The 21,025-nt window shown below is 64.2% G+C and carries 18 protein-coding genes; 17 read left to right on the top strand and 1 reads right to left on the bottom strand.

The window, feature by feature from the left end; all coding sequences use genetic code 11:
- The first annotated feature begins 7 nt into the window (after positions 1-7).
- From ABD283_RS01715 to ABD283_RS01725, 3 genes are all read left to right on the top strand, one after another.
- Entirely contained in the window at positions 8-667 is a 660-nt protein-coding gene (locus tag ABD283_RS01715) for an ATP-dependent Clp protease proteolytic subunit (protein WP_344223330.1), read from the top strand.
- A gap of 148 nt (positions 668-815) precedes the next feature.
- Positions 816-2,111, top strand: coding sequence for an ATP-dependent Clp protease ATP-binding subunit ClpX (gene clpX, locus ABD283_RS01720; protein ID WP_344223331.1), 1,296 nt, complete (start codon positions 816-818; stop codon positions 2,109-2,111).
- 51 nt (positions 2,112-2,162) lie between these two features.
- Entirely contained in the window at positions 2,163-2,765 is a 603-nt protein-coding gene (locus ABD283_RS01725) for a mycothiol-dependent nitroreductase Rv2466c family protein (RefSeq protein ID WP_344223332.1), read from the top strand.
- Between the two features lie 224 nt (positions 2,766-2,989).
- On the opposite strand, the gene valS is transcribed toward ABD283_RS01725, so the two are convergent.
- On the bottom strand, positions 2,990-5,641 hold the full coding sequence (gene valS / locus ABD283_RS01730; RefSeq protein WP_344223333.1) for a valine--tRNA ligase: 2,652 nt from the start codon (positions 5,639-5,641) through the stop codon (positions 2,990-2,992).
- A 50-nt stretch (positions 5,642-5,691) separates the two neighbouring features.
- Here valS and ABD283_RS01735 point away from each other — a divergent pair, with 50 nt between their 5' ends.
- The 14 genes from ABD283_RS01735 (at position 5,692) to ndk (ending at position 20,986) form a co-directional block, all read left to right on the top strand.
- On the top strand, positions 5,692-6,060 hold the full coding sequence (locus tag ABD283_RS01735) for a DUF488 domain-containing protein (protein WP_344223334.1): 369 nt from the start codon (positions 5,692-5,694) through the stop codon (positions 6,058-6,060).
- A 64-nt stretch (positions 6,061-6,124) separates the two neighbouring features.
- Entirely contained in the window at positions 6,125-6,925 is an 801-nt protein-coding gene (locus ABD283_RS01740; RefSeq protein ID WP_344223335.1) for an SDR family oxidoreductase, read from the top strand.
- A 129-nt stretch (positions 6,926-7,054) separates the two neighbouring features.
- Positions 7,055-8,125: an iron-siderophore ABC transporter substrate-binding protein gene (locus ABD283_RS01745; protein ID WP_344223336.1), complete on the top strand. Its 1,071-nt coding sequence runs from the start codon at positions 7,055-7,057 to the stop codon at positions 8,123-8,125.
- 2 nt (positions 8,126-8,127) lie between these two features.
- Positions 8,128-9,189 carry a FecCD family ABC transporter permease gene (locus ABD283_RS01750; protein ID WP_344223337.1) on the top strand — a complete coding sequence of 354 codons (1,062 nt, stop codon included), beginning with the start codon at positions 8,128-8,130 and terminating at the stop codon, positions 9,187-9,189.
- Positions 9,186-10,253 carry a FecCD family ABC transporter permease gene (locus ABD283_RS01755; RefSeq protein ID WP_344223338.1) on the top strand — a complete coding sequence of 356 codons (1,068 nt, stop codon included), beginning with the start codon at positions 9,186-9,188 and terminating at the stop codon, positions 10,251-10,253. Before ABD283_RS01750 ends, ABD283_RS01755 begins: the two co-directional genes overlap by 4 nt.
- Entirely contained in the window at positions 10,250-11,203 is a 954-nt protein-coding gene (locus tag ABD283_RS01760) for an ABC transporter ATP-binding protein (RefSeq protein ID WP_344223339.1), read from the top strand. The genes ABD283_RS01755 and ABD283_RS01760 overlap by 4 nt, the downstream gene beginning before the upstream one ends.
- Positions 11,196-12,245 (top strand): siderophore-interacting protein, encoded by a 1,050-nt coding sequence (locus ABD283_RS01765; RefSeq protein ID WP_344223340.1) that lies wholly within the window; start codon positions 11,196-11,198, stop codon positions 12,243-12,245. The genes ABD283_RS01760 and ABD283_RS01765 overlap by 8 nt, the downstream gene beginning before the upstream one ends.
- Positions 12,246-12,304: 59 nt before the next feature.
- The gene (locus ABD283_RS01770) at positions 12,305-13,762 is read left to right on the top strand and encodes a sensor histidine kinase (protein WP_344223341.1); all 1,458 of its coding nucleotides are present in this window, start codon (positions 12,305-12,307) and stop codon (positions 13,760-13,762) included.
- A gap of 1 nt (position 13,763) precedes the next feature.
- Positions 13,764-14,459, top strand: coding sequence for a response regulator transcription factor (locus tag ABD283_RS01775; protein WP_344223342.1), 696 nt, complete (start codon positions 13,764-13,766; stop codon positions 14,457-14,459).
- Positions 14,460-14,545: 86 nt separating this feature from the next.
- Entirely contained in the window at positions 14,546-15,052 is a 507-nt protein-coding gene (locus tag ABD283_RS01780) for a hypothetical protein (RefSeq protein ID WP_344223343.1), read from the top strand.
- A gap of 287 nt (positions 15,053-15,339) precedes the next feature.
- Positions 15,340-18,648: an isoleucine--tRNA ligase gene (gene ileS / locus ABD283_RS01785; protein WP_344223344.1), complete on the top strand. Its 3,309-nt coding sequence runs from the start codon at positions 15,340-15,342 to the stop codon at positions 18,646-18,648.
- Positions 18,648-20,018 carry a bifunctional folylpolyglutamate synthase/dihydrofolate synthase gene (locus ABD283_RS01790; protein ID WP_344223345.1) on the top strand — a complete coding sequence of 457 codons (1,371 nt, stop codon included), beginning with the start codon at positions 18,648-18,650 and terminating at the stop codon, positions 20,016-20,018. The genes ileS and ABD283_RS01790 overlap by 1 nt, the downstream gene beginning before the upstream one ends.
- Positions 20,019-20,048: 30 nt before the next feature.
- On the top strand, positions 20,049-20,498 hold the full coding sequence (locus tag ABD283_RS01795) for a DUF4233 domain-containing protein (protein ID WP_344223346.1): 450 nt from the start codon (positions 20,049-20,051) through the stop codon (positions 20,496-20,498).
- A 74-nt stretch (positions 20,499-20,572) separates the two neighbouring features.
- The gene (ndk, locus tag ABD283_RS01800) at positions 20,573-20,986 is read left to right on the top strand and encodes a nucleoside-diphosphate kinase (RefSeq protein ID WP_344223348.1); all 414 of its coding nucleotides are present in this window, start codon (positions 20,573-20,575) and stop codon (positions 20,984-20,986) included.
- Positions 20,987-21,025 lie beyond the last annotated feature (39 nt).

Raw genomic sequence — 21,025 nt, forward strand, 5'->3', positions numbered from 1 at the left:
CGGAACAATGAATTTGCCTCACGCCACTGCACCGCAGTTGCCCACCAGCCGCTACGTGATTCCGGACTTCGAAGAGCGCACACCCTACGGCTACCGCCGCCAGAACCCGTACACCAAGCTGTTCGAAGATCGCATCATCTTCCTGGGCGTCCAGGTGGACGACACCTCCGCTGACGACATCATGTCGCAGTTGCTGGTGCTCGAGTCCCAGGACCCGGACCGCGACATCACCATGTACATCAACTCCCCGGGCGGTTCGTTCACGGCCATGACGGCCATTTACGACACCATGCAGTACATCCGCCCCGAGATCCAGACCGTGTGCCTGGGTCAGGCTGCGTCCGCAGCGTCCGTGCTGCTGGCCGGTGGCACCCCGGGCAAGCGCCTGGCTCTGCCCAACGCCCGCGTGCTGATCCACCAGCCCGCCATGGAGGGCCAGGGCGGCGGTCAGGCCTCGGACATCGAGATCCAGGCCAACGAGATCATGCGCATGCGTAACTGGTTGGAAGAGACCATGGCGCTGCACACCAATAAGTCCGCTGATGAGATCAACCGCGATATCGAACGCGACAAGATCCTCACGGCCAAGGATGCGCTGGAGTACGGCATCATCGACCAGGTGCTGGAATCTCGTAAGATCAACAAGCCTGCCACCGTCACCCAGTAGGACGAGTAGGCTGAGCGGCGTCGCGGGAGAGTTTTTCTCCGGCGGCGCCGCTGCGCGTCACGTACAGGTGTCGAGCTTTGGTGCACCTTCCGCCCTCGCCTAAAGTGGTTCCGAGGGCAAACGTCTAGATGAACTGTGAGGATTGGCTATGGCGCGCATTGGGGAGAGCGTTGATCTGCTCAAATGCTCCTTCTGCGGTAAGAGCCAGAAGCAGGTGCGCAAGCTCATTGCCGGGCCTCGCGTGTACATCTGCGACGAGTGCATCGAACTGTGCAACGAGATCATTGAAGAGGAGCTCACCGAGGTCGAGGAAACCGACCAGATGGAGCTTCCACGCCCGCAGCAGATCCACGATCATCTACAGGAGTACGTGATCGGGCAGGACACCGCCAAGCGGGCTCTGTCCGTGGCCGTGTACAACCACTACAAGCGCATCCGCGCGGGGGTCTCCGGGCAGACTCTGTCGATTGCCGGTTCCGACGGCAACGAAGAAGATATCGAAGTGGCCAAGTCCAACATTTTGTTGGTGGGCCCCACCGGTTCCGGCAAGACCTATCTGGCGCAGTCCTTGGCTCGTAAACTGGACGTACCGTTCGCCGTGGCCGATGCCACATCCCTCACCGAGGCCGGATATGTAGGTGAAGACGTTGAAAATATTCTCCTCAAACTCATCCAAGCTGCCGATTTCGATATCAAGAAAGCGGAGCAGGGGATTATTTACATCGACGAAATCGACAAGATTTCGCGTAAATCTGAGAACCCCTCGATCACGCGGGACGTATCGGGTGAAGGGGTCCAGCAAGCGCTCCTGAAGATCCTGGAGGGAACCGTCGCCTCGGTTCCCCCGCAGGGCGGGCGTAAGCATCCCCAGCAGGAGTTCCTGCACATTGACACCACCAATGTGCTCTTCATCGTGGCGGGAGCATTCGCCGGTCTCGATGAGATCGTGCAACAGCGCACGGGCAAGAAGGGCATCGGTTTCGGGGCTGCCATCCGTGACACCTCCGAGGTCGATCTGACCGGTCAGGTGCGCCCGGAGGACCTGCTGAAATTCGGCCTGATCCCCGAGTTCATCGGTCGTTTGCCCGTTGTGACCACGCTGTCCAAATTGTCGGTGTCGGACATGGTCCGGATTCTCACCGAACCCAAGAACTCTTTGGTCAAGCAGTACCGCAAGCTCTTCCAACTCGATGGCGTGGAGCTCACCTTCGACCCGCAGGCCCTGGAGGCCATCGCCGAATTGGCGATCGAGCGGGGCACGGGCGCCCGCGGTTTGCGCGCGATCCTGGAAGACATCCTCATGCCGGTGATGTTCGATCTGCCCAGCCGTGACGATGTCGCTGCGGTGCTGGTCACCGCGGACTCCGTGACAAAGCTGAGCGACCCCGAGGTCTTTACGCACGAGATGATCGAAGCGGAGCGGCGTCGTCACAAGTCCGCGTGACGCACGAACATCTCCTGTAAACAACGCATTCGTCTGTTGAAAGGTAACCGTATGTCTGAGAAGCAGCACGTAGATTTCTGGTTCGATCCGTTGTGCCCGTGGGCGTGGATGACCTCCCGCTGGATGGAAGAAGTCACCAAGATCCGCGACGTCGAGGTCAACTGGCGCATTATTTCGCTGGGCATCCTCAACGAGAACAACCCGGACAACCACCACCAGGGCCACATTGAGTCCATGTGGATGGTGCGCGTGATCGAGGCAGCTGCTCAGAAGCACGGCGACGAGTACTACAAGAAGCTCTACGACGCCATGGGCACGCGTCGTCACCCGGGCGGCATGAAGGACGAGCTCGAGATCATCAAGGAATCCCTTGCCGAGGTCGGCCTGCCCGCAGAGCTGGCAGACGCCAAGGACTCCGAGAACTACGACGCCGCGATCCGCACATCCACCGAGGCGGCCCAGGCAGTGGCCGGCCAGGACATTGGCACCCCGTGCATCGCCGTGAACGGCGTGGGCTTCTTCGGCCCCGTGTTCACTCCGGCGCCCAAGGGCGAGGAAGCGGGCAAGGTCTGGGACGGCGCACTCGCGCTGGCCTCATACCCCGGTTTCTACGAGATCAAGCGCGGCCGTGAGAAGGGCCCGGACTTCAGCTGAGGTTCCCTCTGCGGGTGTGACAGCCGTGGACGCCGTGAAGGCCTGACGGCAGCGAGGATCACGGCCCCAGCAGTCGCGGCGGACAAATCAGTCTGCAATGGTGCACTTAGCCGGCCTGAAACCGCACTTTCACGGACCAGAATGTCGGCTGTCAATTCCATAGCTGAAATGACAGGGGCGGATGATCCTAAGAGGATCACCCGCCCTTGTCATGTGCCGTGTGGCTACGCTTCGGCAGCTGCCTCCAGCTGCACGTCGCTGACGGTCAGTTCTCCGTCAGCATCCGTGAGCGTGAGGTCCGCAGCGTTACCGGCGGCCTTGAGGTCGTCCAGGCCAGCACGCAGCTGCTCGAGCTGAGCGGCCGGCGCGGAGACGGTCGCGGAAGTGACCGCGGTGCGCTGCTTGACCTTGGCCTCGGACTTGGACTTACGCAGACCGGACAGGGCCTCACCCACCACGGTGAGCACTTCCGGATCGCCCTGCTGGGCCAGGCCGGCAAAACCGTCGGTCACGGGCCAGGAGGCACGGTGCACCGAACCGGAGCGCCACCAGGACCAGACTTCTTCGGTCGCAAACGGAATGAACGGTGCGAACAACCGCAGCATGGTGTCGAGCGTGGTGGCCAGAGCAGCGTGCACGGACGCCTGAGCCTCCGCGCCGCGCGAACCGTAAGCGCGGTCCTTGACCAGTTCCACGTAGTCGTCGGTGAAGGTCCAGAAGAAGGACTCGATCAACTGCAGGGCACGTGCGTACTCGTACTCCTGGAACGCAGCGGTTGCGCGGGTGACAACGTCGGACAGCTGAGCCAACAGGGCGCGGTCCAAGCCGTTGATGACCACGGAGTCGTCCGTGCCCGAGCCCAGGACGGAGGCCTCGGTGACACCCTGGGCCAATACGAACTTGGACGCGTTGAGCAACTTGATCGCCAAACGACGGCCGATCTTCATCTGACCCTCGTCGTAAGCGGTGTCTGCACCCAACCGGGCGGAGGCCGCCCAGTAACGGACCGCGTCCGATCCGTACTTGTCGAGCACGTCTGTGGGAACCACCACGTTGCCCTTGGACTTGGACATCTTCTTGCGGTCCGGGTCCAGGATCCAGCCGGACAGCGCCGTGTGCTTCCACGGCACGGTCTGAGCCAGGGTCTCGGCCCGCACCACGGTGGAGAACAGCCAGGTCCGTATGATGTCGTGGCCCTGGGGACGCAGATCCATGGGGAACGTGTTGGCGTGCAGCTTCTCGTCCACGGCCCAGCCGGTCGCGATCTGCGGGGTCAGCGAAGACGTCGCCCAGGTGTCCAGGACATCCGGATCAGCCATGAAACCGCCGGGCTGATCGCGCTGGTCCTCGGTGTAGCCGGGGGCCACATCCGCCGTGGGATCCACGGGCAGCTGATCCTCGGAGGGCAGCACGGGGTGGTCGTAGTCGGGCTCGCCGGACTCGTCCAGCGGGTACCAGACCGGGAACGGCACGCCGAAGAAGCGCTGGCGGGAAATCAACCAGTCACCGTTGAGGCCCTCGATCCAGTTCTCGTAGCGAGAACGCATGAACGTGGGGTGCCACGACATTTCTCGGCCGCGCTCGATGAGTGCTTCGCGGCGCTCAGCGTCGCGACCACCGTTGCGGATGTACCACTGGCGAGAGGTGACCACCTCGAGGGGCTTGTCACCCTTCTCGTAGAAGTTCACCGGGTGCATGATTTTCTTGGGCTCGCCCTCCAGATCACCGGAGGCCTCAAGCAGCTCCACCACGGCCTTCTGCGCGGAGAACACGGTCTTACCGGCGACCTGCGCGTAATTCTCGGCCGGGGCGCCGTCGGCGATCCATTCGGGCTGCTCCGCGAGGAAACGGCCGTCGCGGCCGATCAAGGCACGGGTGGGCAGATTCAGTTCGCGCCACCACGTGACGTCGGTGAGGTCACCGAACGTACAGATCATGGCGATACCCGAACCCTTGTCCGGCTTGGCGAGGGGGTGGGCCTTGACCTCGACCTCGACATCGAACAGGGGAGAGCGCACGGTGGTGCCGAACAGCGGTTGGTAACGCTCGTCGTCCGGGTGAGCGACGAGGGCTACGCACGCGGGCAGGAGTTCGGGGCGGGTGGTCTCGATGAAGACCTTCTCACCGTCCGGGCGGTGGAAGGACACACGGTGGTAGGCGCCTTCGCGTTCGCGGTCCTCGAGCTCGGCCTGCGCCACGGCGGTGCGGAAGGTGACGTCCCACATGGTGGGGGCCTCGGCCATGTACGCGTTACCGGCCTCGTAATCCTTCAGGAAGGCGAGCTGAGACACCTTGCGCGAATGCGCGTCGATGGTGCGGTAGGTGCGGTTCCAGTCAACGGACAGGCCCAGCGTGGAGAAGAGGTGCTCGAAGACCTTTTCATCCTCCACAGCGAGCTCTTCACACAGCTCGATGAAGTTCTGGCGGGACACCACATCCCAGTCTCGCTGGTTCTTGGCCGGCTTCTCCGGGGGACGATAACCCTCGATGTAGGGCTTGCCGGGCTCGCAACGCACACCGTAATAGTTCTGCACGCGGCGCTCGGTGGGCAGGCCGTTGTCATCCCAGCCCAGCGGGTAGAAGACGTTCTTGCCGCTCATCCGCTGGTAGCGGGCGATCACATCGGTCTGCGTGTAGGAGAACATGTGTCCCACGTGCAGGGAGCCGGAGGCCGTGGGAGGGGGAGTGTCGATGGAGTAGACGGACTCACGAGTGGTGTCCTCGTCGAACGCGTACGTGCCGTTCTCGCGCCACTGCGCGGAGTACTTGTCCTCCAGACCCTCCAGGGCCGGCTTGTCGGGAACGTTCACCGCGGTGGTGGACGCAGCGCTGTCACTGAAATTGGGCGTGTCTGTACCCTCAAGATTTTGTGCCATGTGCCCCAGTCTCTCATGCAAACCGGGCGCAACAGGCCTAGCGTGGAGTCATGGCACAGTTGCAGATCAAGCGCGTTCGCGAAGACAAGGCCCAGGACGACGGCGCTCGCATCCTGGTCGACAGATTGTGGCCTCGCGGGGTGAGCAAGGACCACGCCGCACTGGATCACTGGTTCAAGGAGCTCGCACCCACGGACGAGCTCCGCAAGTGGTTCGGTCATGACCCTGAGAAGTTCGAAGAGTTCTCTGACCGTTACCGACAGGATCTGGACGAGGACGCATCGGGCGAAGTGGCGGAACTCAAGCAGGTGTTACGGGACGTGGGCGCGGCGACTTTGCTCTATGACGCTAAGGATGAGCAGCACAACAACGCAGTGGTCCTCTTGGGCTGGCTGCGCGATCACCGCAGCGGATTCTGAAACGTCCTAATTCATTGGGACTGAGTATTTCTCCCGGATAAATCTACGGCGTAACGTGGGTGATATGACCCAGAACACACACACCGCGTATGCCAACCCCAAGCCCGTCGGAAACGGCAAAGTAGCCGTGGTCACCGGGGCCTCCACCGGAATCGGTGAGGCCACCGTGGAGCGACTCCGCAACAGCGGTTGGACCGTCTACGCGGTGGCGCGCCGCGCCGATCGCCTGGAGGATCTGGCCCAGCGAACCGGGGCGATTGCCGCACCGACTGACATCACCGAGGCCGACCAGGTGGACGCGCTGCGTGACAAGGTGCTTTCCGAACAGAAGACCGTGGATGCCGTGCTCAACATCTCCGGCGGTGCCCGCGGAACCGACAAGGTAGTGGACGCCAAGGATGAGGACTGGGACTGGATGTACCAGGTCAACGTCATGGGCACCATGCGCGTGACCCGAGCATTCTTGCCGACACTGCGCGAAAACGGTGAGGGTTCGGTGGTCAACTTGACATCACTGGCGGCGATGCGCGCCTATGAAGGTGGAGCCGGGTACAACGCGGCCAAGTATGCAGAGCGAGCCATGACCGAAGCCTTACGTCTCGAGGAAGCCGAGCACAACGTGCGCGTGGTGGAGATCGCACCGGGCCTGGTGCACACTCCCGAATTCGCGCTCATGCGCATGGGTGGTGACCAGGCAGCGGCGGACAAGGTGTACGCCGGTGTGGAGAAGCCGCTCACGGGAGCTGACGTCGCAGAGGTGCTGGCGTTCGCCGTGGAACTGCCGCACCACGTCAACATCGACACTTTGACACTCAAGCCCGTGGCCCAGGCTGCTCCGCACAAGATGATCCGTAAGGAATCCTGACACTCATCGAGTGTTGGGTGGGCCTCGCTGAAAAACTTTTCGGCGGGGCCCATCGTCGTCTTGTCAGATCCCGCTCGAATAAATTAGGTTAGCCTAACCTGATCTAATTGGACTGTTCGAGGAGCCACAGTGCCCGCATCTTCACACTCTGCCCACACGCCCCCCGTGACCCGACGCCGTTTGCTTGGCTCCGGTCTGGCGCTGGCCTCGCTTGTTGGCCTGGCCGCGTGTTCCACCGGTTCACGCGGTGGGGACGGCGAGAATACCGGGGGTCCAGCGGCGCAGTCGAGTGCCACCGACAGTTTCCCCGTGGAGGTCAAGCATGCCTTGGGTACCACGAAAGTGGACGCCGAGCCACAGCGCGTAGTGACCATTGGCGGAAGCAATAACCAGGACTTCGTAGCGGCGCTGGGTGTAGTGCCCGTGGGCGTGGCCAAGGTCGCCTGGGGCGGTAACGCCGCCGATTCGACCGACTGGTTCGACCAGGCCGTGGCCGACCTGGGTGGCGATAAGCCCCAGCAGTTCGATGAAGCCGACGGCACTAATTTCACGGCCGTGGCCGAACTGACTCCGGATCTGATCGTGGCCGTGAACTCGGGAATTACTCAGGAGGATTACGACCGCCTCTCCAAGATCGCGCCCGTGGTGGCCTATCCCACGGGCCCGTGGGTGAGTTCCTGGCAGGACCAACAGCGTGCCGTGGCCCAGGCATTGGGCCGTTCGCAGGCCGGTGATGACCTCGTCAAGGAGACCGAGGATCTGTTGTCCCAGCGCGGCGAGGACCTGGGCGAGGCTGCGGGCAAAACGTTCATTTATGGCGATACCACGCAGAAGCTCGGCTTTTACGGCCCCGGCGACTCCCGCACGCGCTTCTTCGAAGCTATCGGCCTGAAATTGGCGCCCGTGGTCAAGGACAACGTGTCCGAGGACGAGTTCTGGCGAGAGTGGCCGGAGGAGCGCGCGGACGAGCTCGAGAGCGACCTGTACATCAGCGTGGCCGAGGACCAGGCCGCGGCCGAGAAGTTCAAGAACGACCCCATGCTGCGGACCATCCCGGCGGTCTCCAAGGGCCACACGATCTTCACCACGAGCAAGCCGGACGTGGTCTCCACCCTGGCACCCTCTCCGCTGTCCCTGCCGCACGCGGTGGACGTGTATGTTCCGGCGGTTCGTGACGCACTGGGGTCGCAGTCCTCGTGAGTGTGAGTGCTACCCGGACTGGCCCGGCACCCCGCGCGGCCACGGTTCGGTCGCCACGGGTGGCGTGGCCGGTCCTGGTCGGCTGTCTACTGGTCGCGTTTGCCGTCTCCGTGGCCGTGGGTACTCGCCAGGTGGACCTGGCCGTGACGTGGTCCGTGCTGCCACATGCGGTGACGGGGGACACGCAATCGGTCACCGGGATTCCCGCGCTCGACGCCGCGGTGGTCGAGTCCCGCGTGTGGCGCACCGTCGCCGGGGTACTCACGGGAGCGGCTCTGGCGGTGGCCGGTGCGCTCCTGCAGGGGGCCACACGTAATCCGCTGGGTGATCCCGGAATTCTGGGCCTGACCGCGGGCGCCGCGTGCGCCGTGGTGATGGGCGCCGTCTTGGGCGGGTTGATCTCGCCCGGCTCTCAGCTGTGGTTGGCGGCTCTGGGCTCTGGCGTGGCCATGCTGCTCGTCTACGGGCTGGCAGCGGCCGCCAAAGGTGGCGCCAGACCCGTGACCCTTGCACTGACCGGTGCCGCGATCTCCGCGGGGCTGGGGGCGCTCACGAGCGCCATGGTGCTCAGCGACCAGGCGACCTTCAACTCTTTCCGCACGTGGCAGGTGGGTGACCTCTCCCGGCCCGACGGCACGTTTCTCTTGCTGGCCGCTCCGATCATCGTGATCGGACTGCTGATTGCGTGGCCGCTCGGCGGTTCCCTGGACACCCTCAGCCTGGGGGACGCGCTGGGCCGCGGCCTGGGTGCCCACCCCACATTGATTCGTCTCCTGGCCGGTGTGGCCGTGGTGCTGCTCGCGGGCACCGCCACCGCTTTGGCGGGCCCGCTCGTGTTCTGCGGATTGCTCGTGCCCCATGCCGTGCGGGCCTTCGTGGGGGTGTCCTACCGCCGCGTGATCCCGGCGTGCATGTTGGCCGGTCCCGTGGTGGTGTTGCTCGCGGACACGGTGGCCCGCGTCGCGCTTCCGGACCGTGAACTTCAGGTGGGTATCGCTCTGGTGATCATCGGTGCTCCCGCGCTGGTGGCCATCGTCCGGCGGAGGGGAGTGGTGACCGCGTGAGCCAGACACTGACGAACCGCCCCGTAGAAGCACACGCCCTGCCAACCACGGTCGACGCCGTCCACAACGGACGACGCCGCGCCCACCGCAAACTGCGCAGGGTCACCCTGGTCCTGTGCCTGGCATTACTGATCTGCTCATTTGCCCGCGTTGCCCTGGGTAAATACGTGGTGGCCTTCCCGGACCTGATCTCCGTGCTCGCCGGCACCTATGACGGCCCCGCGACCTACATCGTGTGGGACGTGACCCTGCCGCGCACGGTGCTCGGGATTCTCACGGGGATCTGCTTCGGACTGGGCGGCCATCTCTTCCAACGGGTTCTTCGCAATCCGCTGGCGTCCCCGGACATTATGGGCGTGTCTTTCGGGGCGGGCCTGGCAGCGGTTGTTGCCATCACCGTGGGTGGACTGTCCGGCGCGGCAGTGACGGTCAGTTCCTTGGCCGGGGCTTTCCTACTGATGGCCGCGGTGATCCTGGCGGCCGGCGGTACCCGGGCGAACATCGGGCGTCTTGTGCTCACCGGTGTTGCCGCCGGGTCGTTGACCACTGCGGGGATCAACGGGGTGCTCACACGCTCCGATATCTACGCCGCCCAAGAGGCCCTGCAATGGCTGACCGGTTCGCTCAACTCGGCGCGCTGGACCGACATAGCGCTCGTGGGAATCTCGCTCATTGTCCTGCTGCCCCTGTGCGCCCTGTTAGCGCCCTCGGTCGATGCCATGAGCACCGGTGACCAACTGGCCTCCGGGCTGGGCGTTCGAGTGCTCCCGGTACGGCTCACCGCGCTTGCGCTCGCCGTGGTGTTCGTTGCGGTGGCCGCGTCAGTGGTGGGCCCGGTTGCCTTCGTCGCGTTCATGGCCGCGCCGATTTCCCGGGGACTCACCGGCGGTGCGGGGTTGGCCCACCACGCGGCCCTCGTGGGCGCACTACTCATGGTCGTCTCCGACTACATTGCCGCCGAGGCGCTCCCCGGGATCTCTCTGCCGGTGGGCGTGGTCACCGCGGCTGCAGGCGCCCCCGTCCTGTTGTGGCTACTGATCGGTCGAGGAAAGGCTGACGCATGAAACTCTCCGAGCGCGCGTTGATCGACGCGCAGGATCCGACCGGAAGGACATCCTTGCCGACGCCGCCCGCCCCGCACCCTGCCCAGGGCGCGTCCGCACCCGGGGCCTCATCGCTGCAAGTTCGGCATCTGACGGCCGACTACGGCGCGGGGCCCGTGTTGAGCGAGATCTCCCTGGATATCCCACGTGGTGCCATCACCGTGCTCGTCGGAGCCAATGGCTGCGGCAAATCCACGCTGCTCAAGACCATTGCCCGCCAACTCAAGCCCAGTCACGGCGAGGTCCTGTTGGACGGTGAGGACACCGGAACGTGGTCGCGAACGCAGTTCGCTCGACGCGTGGGGTTCCTGCCGCAGGATCCCGTGGCACCCGAGGGAGTCACCGTGCTGGACCTGATTTCCCGAGGGCGCCATCCGCATCGAGGTGCGTTCGGACGGTGGCGTCCCAGCGATGATCAGGCCGTGGCGGAGGCTGTGGAACTGACCGGTCTGGAGAGCTATCTGGACCGCCAGGTCACGGAGCTTTCGGGCGGACAACGGCAACGGGTGTGGATCGCGCTGGCGCTGGCGCAGCAGACGGACGTGCTGCTCCTGGACGAGCCCACCACGTACTTGGACATCTCCCACCAGGTGGAAGTCCTGGACATCCTGGCGGACCTGCAGAGGCAACGCGGGATCACCCTGGTCATGGTCCTGCACGAATTGAACATGGCTGCCAGGTACGCGGACCGAATGGTGGCCATCAAGGATGGAACGGTCCTGGCCTCCGGTACCGCCGAGGACGTCATGACCGACCACACCGTCAGTGGGGTCTTCGGGATGGCGGCACGGGTCCTGCATGATCCGGAGTCCGACGCCCGACTGGTGGTTCCGATGCGAACTCGCCGCGCGGCGTCGTCGATATTGGGAAGCCACGCACCGAACGCTATCGAGAAAGGTCTGCATGACTGACATCCAAGCGGTGATGACCCGCGTGACCCGTACCGAGATGGTGGGGGAGCACCTGGTACGGGTGAGCGTGGCCGGCGCGGAGCTCTGGAATCTGCCGTGGGGCCCGGCCGGCCCCGGTCCCCGGGCGGATGCGTACTTCAAGGTGTTGATCCCTGCACCGGGGTGCGAGCACGTTGCTGTGGACACCTCCGATATGAGTCACTGGCGGCAAGAGTTCTTGTCCCGGCCCGAGTCCGAGCGCGGCTGGATCCGCACCTATACTCTGCGCGACGCGCGCGTGTTGACCGGTGGGTTCCGTGACCCCACCGAGCACGTTCCCGAGATGGACATCGACGTGGTGGTGCACGAGGACGAAGACCACGGCGGACTGGGCCCCGGTGCCAAGTGGGGGTCTGAACTGTCTCCCGGGGACACGGTCCAGCTGATGGTGCCCTCAGCGTCAGGTACGTGGTGGGCCGGCTGGGATGAACAGCGCGCTCTGAACAATCAGGTGGTCGTCGCCGGCGACGAAACGGCGCTACCCGCGGCAGCGGCGATCGTCGACTGCGTGGATCGGTCCGTGTCGCTGAGAGCTGGCACTGCGGATAAGTCCGGCGCCCCACAATCACTGCACGTGGCCGTGGAAGTTCCCACCGAGGGTGACGCAACTCTCTCGGCCGGGCCTGCGGTGCTGTCCCGGGGCGTGGAACGCGACGGCGAAATTCATCTGACGCTCGAGAGCGGCACCGAACTGACATGGACCTGGCTCACCCGTGGCACCACCTCCGAACGCAACGAGCGTCTGGAGTCCTGGTTGCGGCAAGAATTGGAGGGCCATGTGGTGACGGCGCGCCACGCGGCGTCGTCATGTGAGGAAGGCGAGGAAGAGAGCGGTGACTTCGTGTGGGCCACCGCGGATGCCGCCGGACAAGGTCCGTACTGGTTCCTGGCCGCGGAATCATCGGCCGTGAAATCGTTGCGACGCATGTGTGTCTCACACGGGGTTCGGAAAACTGACATATCGTTCATGGGATATTGGAAACGGGGACGCGCCACGGAGTAACCGCTGCCCGGCGGGTGTGATGCGCGCTGCCCTCGGCATCGACGCATCGGAAGGTGACAGTGAACGGCCCACTCAGCAAGGACCTGTCTGCGCGGTCCGTGCGTGTTCGCATCCTGTCCACGATGCTCGCGTTCATGGCCGGCGGGCTGCTGATCGCGGGATTCGTCAGCTATTACGTGCAATTTTCAGTTCTGGAAGACCGAGTCAACGCGGAATTGTTGCAGGAAGTCGACGAGTTCCAGCGGATTGCCGAGCTCCGGCAGGTCGAGGTGGGGGAGGACGAAAGCACCGAGGATCTGATGCACGCCGCAATTCAGACCGCGGTTCCCGGTGAACACGAGGCGTTCCTCGCATTCCTCGACGACAGGCCGCAGTTCAAGCCCCAGGGACAGGCTTTCGAACTGGGCCACCCGGAGACGGTCGAGCAGATCCTTTCCGCGCATCAACCCGGGCAGACCATCTTCACCGACCTGTCGGTCGACGGCGAGGCGGTACCGGCCGCAATTGCCTCCGTGGACCTGTACAGCGACGAAACCCCCGGAATCTTCGTGGCGGCCAATAAGATCCAGAGTCAGCGCGATCAGATCTGGACCTCGGCCATTACCTACACCGTGGTCAGCCTGGCCACGCTGCTGGCCTCCGCCCTGGTCGGTCTGGTCGTGACGGGCAAGCTCATGCGTCCCATTGGTGACCTGCGCGATGCCACGCGGGAAATCACCATTTACGACCTCGAACGCCGCGTTCCCGACCCGGGCACCCGGGACGACGTCGCCGCACTCGCCCAGAACTTCAACCGCATGCTCGAGCGCATCCAAGAGGGTTACGCGCATCAGCGACAATTCATGTCTGATGTCTCCCACGAGCTGCGCACGCCGTTGACCATTGTTCGAGGCACGCTGGAAACCACCGACCCCGAGGACCCCGCGGACGTGGCCGAAGGGCACGAAATTGCCCTGGATGAACTGGACCGTATGAACAGCCTGGTGACTGACCTGTCCACCCTGGCCAAGACCGGGCGACCGGACTTCGTGAAGTTCAAGGACGTCAATATGGCGGAGTTCGCCCGAACTGCGTTCTCCCGGATCGAGCACCTGGGACCGCGCGAGTGGCTGCTTGATTCCGGCACAGACGTGGTGGCCCGGGCGGATGAGGATCGACTGACGCAGGCGGTCGTGCAGTTGGCGGCCAACGCGGTGCGTTACAGCGAACCGAATACGAAGATCGAGCTGAAAGTTCAGCACATGACCTTGTCCGGCCAGTCAATGATCATGGTGGGGGTCCGCGACGAAGGCATCGGAATTGCCGGGGCGGACCAGGCACGGATCTTCGAACGTTTCGCCCGCGTCTCCGAGAGCGGGGGCGAATCGGGCTCGGGTCTGGGACTGGCCATCGTTAAGGCCATTGCCGAGGCCCACGGTGGGTCCGTGAGCCTCACTTCCAGGCCCGGCCACGGTTCCACGTTCACCATCATATTCCCGCAGGACAACACCCACGTGATCGATCCCAAGGAGCGCTGACATGCGAATTCTGATTGCCGAGGACGAACCCCGGATTTCTCGTTTCGTGGCCCGCGGTCTCAAGGCTCACGGTTACACGCCCACCGTGGTGGAGGACGGCATCACGGCGCTGGACTACGCAAGCAGCGGGGAGTTCGATCTGTTGGTCCTGGACGTGGGGTTGCCTCGCATGGACGGTTTCGCCGTGTTGCGGGCACTGCGGGACATGGGAACGGACATCCTCGTGCTCATGTGCACCGCCCGGGATTCGGTCGAGGACACCGTGCACGGGCTCGAGGGCGGGGCTGATGATTACCTGGCCAAACCCTTCCGCTTCGAGGAGTTACTCGCACGCATCAAACTGCGCGCTCGTGAACGCAACGGCGGTACCGCCACCCAGCCCACCCAGGAGATTCGCGAATTCGGGGACCTCTCCTTGAACCTCCGCACCCGGGTTGCCACGGTGGGTACCGGTGCGCAGAAGCGTGAGGTGGAATTGTCCAGCCGCGAATACGCGCTGCTCTCGCTGTTCCTCGAACACCCCAACCAGGTGCTGACCCAGGAGATCATCCTGTCCCGGGTGTGGGGATACGACTACGACGGCGCGTCCAACGTGGTGGTGGTCTACCTGCGGTACCTCCGTAAGAAAATAGGGGCGGACCGGTTCGTGACCGTTCGAGGAGCGGGTTACAAGCTCGTGGATCCCCAGGAGTCATAGTCTCAAAAGACCCAAAAGAGCCGATTATGAGAGTTTCCTCATATCCGGTTCACGGTGGTTTCATCGTCTCGCATCAGACTTGAAGCATGAAAACGCTTCGGAACGCGGTAATCCTGACGGCACTCGGCGCAACGGCCACGGCCATCGTCATCATGCCCATGGACTCCAACGAGGCCACACCCGTTCCCGGCGTTGTGGTCACCCCGCAGTCCGACCCCAGCTCCTCGCCCACTAACGGCGCGAGCAAGAGCGCCAAGCCGTCCGCTTCGCCCTCCGACACAGCTACACCGGAGGCTTCCAAGAAGGCCGACCAGTCCGCCGAGAAGAAGAAGGCGGAGGACAAGAAGGCCGATGACCAGAAGAAGAGCGACGACGCGCCCGCGCCGGCCGAGCCCGCCCAGGCTCCGGCTCCCGCAGCCCCCGCCCCGGCCGAGCGCCCGGCCGCCCCGGCACCTCCGCCGGCTCCAGCAGCACCTGCCCCCGCACCGGTTCCGCAAGCACCCGTGTCCGTTCCCCAGGCACCCGCCCTGAGCAGCGTGTGCGAGTGGGATGACGACGAGTGGGAGTGCGACGACGACTGGGATGACGACTGAGTCCCCCGTGGGGTTAGAATGGCGCGGTGCACTCTATGCGCACACGGACTGTGAACCGGCCATCACCGGGGAGTCTTCGGAAGAACGGATTGGCCCCCAGGGGCAGTCTCAGTAGAACCGAACGGGTGGGCCCGTGACAGCCTACGAATGAGCGACTCGCGGCGTCGTCGTTCCGAACGAGGAACGTCACGGTGCGAGTAAGCGAGGTGGTACCGCGCCACCGGCGTACTCCGTACGCCCTAGCGTCCTCGCATCCTGAATTTACTGACGTCTCAGGATGGAGCACCGTGACTGATTCACCCGTTTACCCCAAGGTAAGCACCGACCCCAACGCCCAGGGCGTCCCGTCCGCCCCGCGTTTCCCGCAGGTCGAGGAGCGAGTTCTCGACTACTGGAAGAACGACGATACTTTCCAGGCCAGCATCGACCAGCGCGAACGGGGCCAGGACGGTTCCAACGAATTCGTCTTCTACGACGGCCCTCCCTTTGCCAACGGCCTGCCCCACTACGGGCACCTGCTCACCGGCTACGTCAAGGACCTCGTGGCCCGCTACCAGACCCAGCAGGGTCGCCGCGTGGAGCGCCGCTTCGGATGGGACACCCACGGGCTGCCGGCCGAGCTCGAGGCCATGAAGCAGCTGGGCATGACCGACAAGCACGAAATCGAGACGATGGGCATCGACAAGTTCAACGATGCCTGCCGCGCTTCCGTCATGAAATACGCCACCGAGTGGCAGGACTACGTGACCCGCCAGGCTCGCTGGGTCGATTTCGACAACGATTACAAGACGCTCAATGTCGAGTACATGGAATCGGTCATGGCCGCGTTCAAGTCCCTCAACGACAAGAACTTGATCTACTCCGGCTACCGCGTGCTGCCGTACTGCTGGAAGGACGAGACGCCCCTGTCCAACCATGAGCTGCGCATGGACGACGACGTCTACAAGGACCGTCAGGACACCACGGTCACCGTGGGCTTCGAGATCCTCGACGACACCTCGTGGGCCGCCCAGCCCGACGTTGTGTCCCAGCTGGCCGGAGCGCAGGCTCTGGCCTGGACCACCACGCCCTGGACCCTGCCCACCAACGAGGCGCTCGCCGTGGGCCCGGACATCGACTACGTGTTGGTCAACGGCGGGGGAGAGCTGGCCGAGCGCCGCTACCTGATTGCCTCCGACCTGCTGGCCGGCTACGCCAAGGACCTGGGTTTCGCAGACGAGGAGGATCCCGACGCGGCCGCCCACGATGCCGTCACCGCGCACTTCACCGGCGCCCAGCTGGAAGGCGTGCGTTACCGGCCGCTGTGGGATTACTTCACGGATGCCGAACGCTTTGGCACCGGCACCGCGTGGCAGATCCTCGTTGCCGATTACGTCACCACCACTGACGGCACCGGTCTGGTCCACCAGTCCCCGGCCTACGGTGAGGACGACCAGAACGTGTGTGCCCGCTATGACATCCCGGTGGTGCTCTCCGTGGACGAGGCCGGCGTGTTCTACGACTTCTTCAAGGACGAGTCCCTGGCTTCCGGGGCGCCCCTGGCCGGGATCGCCGGACACAACGTGTTCGACAAAGAAGTGGCCCGCACCGTGATCCGTGACCTGCGTGCCCAGGACGTTCTGGTGCGTGAGTCCAGCTACGTGCACTCCTATCCGCACTGCTGGCGTTGCCGTAACCCCTTGATCTACCGCGCGGTCTCCTCGTGGTTCGTGAAGGTCACGGACATCAAGGACCGCATGGTCGCACTCAATCAGGAGATCAACTGGATCCCGGACAACGTCAAGGACGGTCAGTTCGGTAAGTGGCTCGAGAACGCCCGCGACTGGTCGATTTCCCGCAACCGTTATTGGGGTTCACCCATCCCGGTGTGGGAGTCCAGCGACCCCAATTACCCGCGCCGCGACGTCTATGGCTCGTTGGCCGAGATCGAACGGGACTTCGGCACTCTGCCGCGCAACGCGGAAGGTCAGGTGGACCTACACCGTCCGTGGATCGACGACCTCACTCGCCCCAACCCGGATGACCCCACCGGTAAGTCGGTGATGCGCCGCGTGCCGGAGATCTTGGACGTCTGGTTCGACTCCGGGTCCATGCCCTACGCACAGGTGCATTACCCCATGGAGAACCGTGACTGGTTCGAGACCCACAACCCGGCCGATTTCATCGTGGAGTACATCGGTCAGACCCGCGGTTGGTTCTACCTGCTGCACGTGCTGGCCACGGCTCTGTTCGACCGCCCGGCCTTCCGTAACGTGATCTCCCACGGCATCGTCCTGGGCTCGGACGGCCAGAAGATGTCCAAGTCCCTGCGCAACTATCCGGACGTCAACGAGGTCTTCGATCGAGACGGTGCGGACGCCATGCGCTGGTTCTTGATGTCCTCGCCCATCCTGCGCGGCGGCAACTTGGTCGTGACCGAGCAGGGCATCCGCGAGGGCGTGCGTCAGATGATGCTGCCACTGTGGAACGTTTACCACTTCTTCGGCCTGTACACGAACGCCGCCAACGGCGGCTCCGGGTACGAGGCACAGTTGCGCTACACCGCCGAGAACGTGATGGACCGCTACATTCTGGCTGAGACCGGGCGTCTGGTGTCCGAGACCAAACAGCAGTTCGACGACTACGACATCTGGTCGGCCGCCGAGAGCCTGCGCTCCTACATGGACTCGCTCACCAACTGGTACGTGCGCCGTTCACGCGAGCGGTTCTTCGACGAGGACACCCAGGCCTTCGACGTGCTCTACACGTGCCTGGAGACCGTGTGCCGCGTTGCCGCACCCCTGTTGCCCCTGGTCACCGAGGAGATCTGGCGCGGACTGACCGGCGGTCGTTCGGTGCACCTGACGGACTGGCCGGATGCCTCCCAGTTCCCGCAGGACGAGGACCTGATGACGCTCATGAACCGCACGCGCGCTATCTGCTCGTCCGGTTCCGCGCTGCGCAAGGCCCATAATCTGCGCGTGCGCCAGCCGCTGGCCGGTCTCACCGTGGCGGTTCCCGAGGGCCAGCGGCTCGCGGGAACGTTCGAGTCGATCATTGCCGACGAGCTGAACCTCAAGGGCGTGACCCTGCTGGATTCCTCGGAGGTCTCACCCGCGGACTTCGGGATCTCACAACAGCTCAAGGTCAACGCTCGGGCCGCCGGACCGCGTCTGGGCAAGCAGGTCCAGCAGGTCATCAAGGCGGCCAAGTCCGGCGACTGGTCGGTATCCGAGGACGGCGCCGTAAGCGCGGGTGACATCGCTTTGGAGTCCGGCGAGTACGAACTGGCCACGGTCGTCGACGACGCCGCAGAGACCGCCGCGCGCGCCGTCACCGTCCTGCCCGAGGGCGGCTTCCTGGTACTCGACACCGAGCTGACCGACGAGTTGCGTGCCGAGGGTGCCGCTCGCGACATGATCCGCGCCATCCAGCAGGAGCGGAAGAACGCTGATCTGAATGTCTCGGACCGGATCCACACGACCATCCATGGGGATGCGGAAACGTGTGCGGCGATCGAGGCAAATCGCGACCTCGTGGCGGGGGAGACCCTGAGCCGTGAACTGGAGGTCATTGTTACGGACGAGTCCTCGGTGACCGTGAAGGTGGTGAACTGATGAGTGACGCGTGGAACGTTTCGCCTCCTCACACAGTGGAAGAGGTGTACGCAGAACTACTCGACCGTGCGCCGGAGAACCAGATGGCACCGCGCCTGGATGCGGTCCAACGCGCCGTTGACATCCTCGGTAATCCTGAGAAGAGTGCGCCGGTCATCCACATCACCGGGACCAACGGCAAGACCTCGACCGCGCGCATGGTCGAATCCTTACTGCTGGCTCACGACCTCCGGGTGGGTCGCTACACGAGCCCGCACTTGGAAAGGGTCACCGAACGCATCAGCCTGGGCGGGAAACCCGTGGCGGATGAGACGTTCGTGCGGATCTACGGGGAGATCGCCCCGTACCTGCAGCTCGTGGATACCGAACTGGCAGAGCGCGAGGAATCCCGGCTCACCTTCTTCGAGGTGCTCACCATCTTGGCGTTCGCGGTCTTCGCGGACGAACCCGTTGACGTCATGGTCCTGGAAGTGGGGATCGGCGGCAGCTGGGACGCGACCAACGTGGCGGATGCCGCAGTGTCCATCGTGACGCCCGTGGACCTCGATCACACCGAGATGCTGGGCGACACGCTGCAGGACATCGCGCTGGAGAAGGCGGGGATCATCAAGTCGGGCGGCTTCCTGATTTCTGCAGCGCAGGACCCCGCGGTGGCCCAGATCCTGCTGGAACGCGCCCAGGAGGTTGGGGCGCAGTTCCGCTTCGAGGGTGTGGAGTTCGGTGTGCGCGGGCGCACCATTGCGGTGGGTGGGCAGATCATGGCCGTGCAGGGGCTGGCCGCCGAGTACATCGATCTCATGCTCCCGTTGTTCGGCGAGCACCAGGCAGAAAACGCTGCGCTGGCCATTGCCGCGGTTGAGGCACTGCTGGGCGGGGGAGACAGACCCCTCAACCAGGAGCTTCTGGTCACCGGTCTGGGCGCGGTGACGTCACCCGGTCGGCTTGAGCTGGCGCGCAAGGCACCCCCGGTGCTGCTGGACGCCGCTCACAATCCGCACGGGCTCAAGGCCTCGGCCCAGGCAGTGCGGGAATCCTTCACGTTCGCCAAGCTCAACCTGGTGGTAGGAATCCTGCGCGAGAAAGACGTCGAGACCATGTTGCGTGTGCTCGCCGAGGAATACAGTGAGTACGAACTGGAACTGTGGTGCAGCCACTCCCGGTCCCCGCGGGCGATTCCGCCGGAGGAACTGGCTGACATCGCCGCGGACATGGGCTTCGACGAGGACATGGTGCATGCTCAGGACCGTCTGGATGATGCGATCGCCTCGGCCGTGCAGGACGCCGCCGACCGCCAGGAGTTCGACGGCGCCATACTGATCACCGGTTCGATCACCGTGGTGGGTGAGGCCCGTGCGCTCCTCGGACTCTGATAATCACCGAGCCTCCGGGGAGGACCGAGCATGGCAAAAATGACCAAGGCCCAGCGTGAGTGGCGCCCGGGCCAGAAGAAACCCCGCCGCTCGATCAAAGCGATGTTTGCGGTGTCCGTTTTGTCGATCGAAGCATTCATCATCTTCTTCGCGACCCTGGCAGCATTCGGAATCCTCGCCCGGGACTGGGGAACCACCCAACAGTGGTTACTCGTGGGCGGAGGCGTGCTCCTCACGCTCGTGTTCCTGCTCGCGTGCGGCATGGTGCGCCGACCGGGCGGCTACGTGATCGGTTGGGTGCTGCAACTGGTGCTCATTGCCACGGGCTTCCTGCTCCCGGCCATGTTCGTCATCGGTGTGCTGTGCGCGCTCGCGTGGTGGTACGCCGTGGTCAAGGGCACCACCATCGACCGCGAGAACCGTGAGCGTGACCGGCTCCAGGAGCAATGGGAAGCCGAGCACCCGGGAGAACGTGCCTGAGTACCCGGGCCGCGGCCACCGGCCGGTAGGCTGGTCGCGGTACCTCTGACGAGAACGAAATCAAGGAGACGCAGATGACGGAACGCACCCTGGTGCTGGTAAAGCCCGACGGCGTGGAGCGCGGCCTGACCGGTCAGATCCTCGCTCGCATCGAGGCCAAGGGCTACAAGATCGTGGACCTCAAGCTCGTGCAGGCCACGCGTGACATCCTCGAAAAGCACTACGAGGAGCACCAGGGCAAGCCCTTCTTCGAGCCGCTGGTCGAGTTCATGGGATCCGGTCCCGTGGTTGCAGCCGTGGTCGAGGGCAACCGCGTGATCGAGGGCTTCCGCAGCCTGGCTGGTTCCACGGAACCGACCACCGCCCCTCCGGGCACCATTCGTGGCGACCTGGGCCGTGACTGGGGCGAGAAGGTTCAGAAAAACCTGGTTCACGGTTCCGATTCACCCGAGTCGGCAGAGCGTGAGATCGGCATCTGGTTCGCTTGATTCGCTGAAACCTGCTGAACAACGACGGCGGGGTGAGAC

The organism is Kocuria atrinae (genome assembly GCF_039531425.1).
In the GTDB taxonomy this organism is placed as follows: domain Bacteria; phylum Actinomycetota; class Actinomycetes; order Actinomycetales; family Micrococcaceae; genus Kocuria; species Kocuria atrinae.